The 3,676-nt window shown below is 38.7% G+C and carries 7 protein-coding genes; all 7 read right to left on the reverse strand.

Annotated features, from left to right (window positions below; all coding sequences use genetic code 11):
- A partial coding sequence (locus tag ORQ98_RS29080) for a hypothetical protein (RefSeq protein ID WP_274692327.1) occupies nucleotides 1–188 on the reverse strand: 188 nt, incomplete at its 3' end.
- Between the two features lie 30 nt (nucleotides 189–218).
- Nucleotides 219–1,004: a hypothetical protein gene (locus ORQ98_RS29085; RefSeq protein WP_274692328.1), complete on the reverse strand. Its 786-nt coding sequence runs from the start codon at nucleotides 1,002–1,004 to the stop codon at nucleotides 219–221.
- A 72-nt stretch (nucleotides 1,005–1,076) separates the two neighbouring features.
- Nucleotides 1,077–1,277 (reverse strand): hypothetical protein, encoded by a 201-nt coding sequence (locus tag ORQ98_RS29090; RefSeq protein ID WP_274692329.1) that lies wholly within the window; start codon nucleotides 1,275–1,277, stop codon nucleotides 1,077–1,079.
- A 2-nt stretch (nucleotides 1,278–1,279) separates the two neighbouring features.
- Complete coding sequence (gene rdgC, locus ORQ98_RS29095; protein WP_274692330.1) at nucleotides 1,280–1,783, reverse strand: recombination-associated protein RdgC; 504 nt, start codon at nucleotides 1,781–1,783, stop codon at nucleotides 1,280–1,282.
- Nucleotides 1,753–2,187 (reverse strand): helix-turn-helix transcriptional regulator, encoded by a 435-nt coding sequence (locus tag ORQ98_RS29100; protein ID WP_274692331.1) that lies wholly within the window; start codon nucleotides 2,185–2,187, stop codon nucleotides 1,753–1,755. The genes rdgC and ORQ98_RS29100 overlap by 31 nt, the downstream gene beginning before the upstream one ends.
- A 175-nt stretch (nucleotides 2,188–2,362) precedes the next feature.
- Entirely contained in the window at nucleotides 2,363–2,872 is a 510-nt protein-coding gene (locus tag ORQ98_RS29105) for a helix-turn-helix domain-containing protein (protein WP_274692332.1), read from the reverse strand.
- Nucleotides 2,873–3,387: 515 nt separating this feature from the next.
- Complete coding sequence (locus tag ORQ98_RS29780) at nucleotides 3,388–3,618, reverse strand: hypothetical protein (RefSeq protein ID WP_425347732.1); 231 nt, start codon at nucleotides 3,616–3,618, stop codon at nucleotides 3,388–3,390.
- Nucleotides 3,619–3,676: the final 58 nt, after the last annotated feature.

Raw genomic sequence — 3,676 nt, forward strand, 5'->3', positions numbered from 1 at the left:
TCAACAACAGCAGCCACCTCACTTGCTTCGCTACTATCAATCTGAATAGAACCGTAATTGGTTTGAATGGAAAACCCCTGTTTCATATCAGGTACTTGTTTTGCTAAGGAATACTTTATTGAATTAGCTTCGTTTTTCTTATCTGCGTCCCGCTTAGCCTTTATTGCTAGTTGCTGAATGATGCTCATATTTAATCCTTTATTTCTTGTCTAAATTTATTAGGCGGCTTCACTTTTATTCTCTTCTAGCCATTTAGCAGCAGCCCATTGAGCGCAAGATGTCACCCATGAAACACTCCTTGCTTCGACCAAAAAACCTCCATCAAACCACTCTGGGTCTATGTCATCCCAGTGCGTATCACGAATAATTTGGTAAAGTTCATGCTCATCTGGCGTATAATCGTGATCTCTTAAATGATCACTCATGTTATAGATAATTTCTAAGTTTTCTTCGCTAACTTCTATTTGATTTAACCACTCTGGGTACTCTTCGTTTTCAATGTATTCATCAGGCAAGTAAAGTTTTTCTAGGACATCTAACCACAGAAATTCGATAGCTAGCTGTAATTTTTCTGGTTTGCTTTCATCAATTTCTGAAGGAGGTATAAGCTCTTCAGGAAAATATTTACTATTAATATTTTCTAGCTCTAATAGATCGTAAATCAGATTATACACATACTCTGCTAACGCATAGTTATTTACTTCTTTTTTATTTCTATACGCATCATCTAGTTTTTCAAACCCATAACTAGAACAACCATAACCCGCTAAAAACTTTAGCCCTCGACCAACTGTATACAAAACTTCTCCAATATCGCCACTAACAGTGATGCAGGTTGGAGCTAATATAATGTCAAAGCCGTTGATCCATGTGCCAGGCTGTTGGCATCGGTAAATCTGGGCATGCTTAGTATTAGCAAATTCAGTAACTTGATGTTTTGAAAAATCACGTTTTATCTGTTTTTCAATTTCATTAGTGCGCACTGCAGGTGGTTGAAGCCTCATAATATTCCCTTTTTTAGACAATAAGATACCGTGACTCAAAACTGAGCGATTAAAAACTAATTTTTAATTAACTTAAAATATTGCTGGTTCTACTAATAATTTATGCCGGGTTTTATCAAGCACATACCGCATACGACAGCGCAAGCTATTATGAATAGCTAAATCAGCTTGATATTTTTCGGTTATTTTATCCCACATCAAATCAGCTTCTGTTTTTCTTCTCCTTAGCTGTTGGTTATTAATTATTTCGTTCTTAGGTAAGTGAGTAGCCATCGTCATGCTGCCACCGTATCTAACGTAATAGTTCTTGAGCTGCTACCGAGCGTTTGCATAAATAACTGTATCAAAACCTTATTGGCATCTTTATCAGGATTGTTAACGACTAAACAGCCTCGCTCTGTATCAATGTACGCCTCAACCACTGTAGTTATCGTTGGTGCCCGAGGAAGCAACCCGGTTTTAATTTCCTGCTTCAATGTTTCAACCTGCTGTTTTGATAGCCGTTCGCCAGTCAAATCTTTGTGATCTTCAACCGCTTCAACGACATGTTTCTTTAAAACAGCTGGCGATAATATTTTTTTCTCTAATTTAACCCTGAACAATGCTTGTTTTTTACGAGTAATTAAATAATCGCCTTTTTTAACTGGTACAAACCCATAGCTTAGTTCTTCATGTTTACCGCAGGGTTTAAACGCTGCTTCTCCAAACCCACCCAATAACATTTCCACTACATAATCAGCATTGGCTTTTAGCTGATATACAGCTGTGTCTTCATACATAGCTCGTCTCCTTTTGCATTATTGTCTAACGGCAAATACTCTGGCCGTCTTCCAGTCCGTTGTACTATGCGGACTTGCCGGGGTTTATCAGGGTTATCATTCACTACAATCGGCACACTATTTACGACAAATACAGCCAACAACATCATCACCAGAGGTGAAACATTGAGTGTGACGATTTTTAGCCGGATTAACTCGGCTACCAGGTGCGCTCGATTAGCAGTTTTCAGCTTGTAATGTACGTTTTTTATTCTGTTGCTAACTGTGCCAGGCTCTACACCTTGTTCGCGGGCGATTATTTTGTCAGTTTTGCCAGACAGTAAGCCTAAGCAATACTCTGTTTCACGCGGTGCAAGGTGCGGATTGTCTAAATGCGCTTGCCAGTGTCCATCTGTTGTAATCATCTTCATGCTGTCCTTAGCAATGTCACAACAGTTAATTTAAAATAAGAAATGTATATTTTCAAATACTTTTAAATAAACATTTTTGATTTAGATTACCAACTAAATAGAGAAAACTAATTGATGAGTTTTAGAGGTGCTTGAGGAGATGGGCTTGCAGACTTATCAGATGAGGGAGTTAGCGTTTCTTAGCAATGCTTACTAATGCTTCAAGGATCTGAATATCTTCTTTGGTTAGCTTACCCATGAGAGATAAATTATTTAGCTCTAAGATAACTTGCATGCTTCTTTCTTCAGACTCAGCTTCCATTTTCGATGCTTGGTACTCATCTTCTTCAACATCAGCAATTGTTGCTCGAAGCGTTGATAACTCAGCATTCTCATCAATAAACCACTCAACTGGCACATCAAGTACCTGGGCTAGTTTTGTAAGTTTATTCTTTCTTGGAACGTTCCGCTTCTTTGGGTCTTTTGACTCCCATAGGGCTACAGCCCCTTTAGTTACGCCGCAATACTCTGCAACTTCCTCTTGAGTGATATCAAGCTCGCGCCTGCGTGATCTTAGTTTTTGCCAAATCTCGACCATAAATCGACTAATATTATTCTTGAAATATACTAAGTTTATGTATAGGATTGCTTTAATAACAAAAAAGCCGGACTCCTGCTGGTCGTCCGCACGACTAAACATAATAAACCCTTATCAACACTAACACTAGTGCTTGAGAGGCTTCTACACGCCTAATTATGGGGTGAAACTAGGCACATTGCGCCTAATGAAGGAAGGTAAATAACTGACTTTCTTTGTTCTAGTACTGATGTTGTGTAAAAACTATACCGAGTTTCTGTTTAGCTGTCATCGAAACTAATAGGTCTGTCTACTTGTACAGTATCCAAAAGGAGAGCTGATATGGAAGTAGTGAAAATGAATCCACAGTGCATCTATCCAAAATCCCAATCTGGGTAATTTAGCCGTAATTAATTAACTGGGCTTAAAGCTCAATAAAAATTAATTAAGTCCTAATTTAGTAGCTAGTAATTAACTGTATTTTGCTGGCAGGGTATTTTTGCGCGCTAATTTTCTTAGCCGTAGATTGGTGTAGGTAAATTTCAGACATAAAAAAACTGCTTTACCGATCAAAGCGAAGCAGTTTTAAAAGGAATCGATAATGAAAGTTAATTATTGTGAGCTAGAGAATCTAGAGCTTAGAAAGTTCTTGCCTTCCGAGCTACCTCCATCAACTTTTCACCTAACTCCTGAGCTTGTGCCGGAGTTAGAACATAAGGTCTATCCTTTCGAGCTTGTTCGGGGGTATCGGAAGGTTTTGCAAGATAGTGGGGCTCAAACATAACAGCGCCTTTACTTGGAATAGGCCCTATCCGCCAGCCAGCTATGGGAAAAAGAGGGGTTTCATTATTTTTCCTAATTATCATCATGCCTAAGCTATATTTAGTAGCTTACCTGGTAGCGGAGGTGTTCTCAGCGCTACAAATG

Origin of the sequence: Spartinivicinus poritis, assembly GCF_028858535.1 — a bacterium.
Classification (GTDB): Bacteria; Pseudomonadota; Gammaproteobacteria; order Pseudomonadales; family Zooshikellaceae; genus Spartinivicinus; species Spartinivicinus poritis.

Excerpts from the sequence above, each read along its gene's own strand:
- ORQ98_RS29085 (WP_274692328.1), bottom strand. The coding sequence starts at position 1,004 with ATGAGGCTTCAACCACCTGCAGTGCGCACTAATGAAATTGAAAAACAG.
- ORQ98_RS29090 (WP_274692329.1), bottom strand. The coding sequence starts at position 1,277 with ATGGCTACTCACTTACCTAAGAACGAAATAATTAATAACCAACAGCTA.
- rdgC (WP_274692330.1), bottom strand. The coding sequence starts at position 1,783 with ATGTATGAAGACACAGCTGTATATCAGCTAAAAGCCAATGCTGATTAT.
- ORQ98_RS29100 (WP_274692331.1), bottom strand. The coding sequence starts at position 2,187 with ATGATTACAACAGATGGACACTGGCAAGCGCATTTAGACAATCCGCAC.
- ORQ98_RS29105 (WP_274692332.1), bottom strand. The coding sequence starts at position 2,872 with ATGTTTAGTCGTGCGGACGACCAGCAGGAGTCCGGCTTTTTTGTTATT.
- ORQ98_RS29780 (WP_425347732.1), bottom strand. The coding sequence starts at position 3,618 with ATGATGATAATTAGGAAAAATAATGAAACCCCTCTTTTTCCCATAGCT.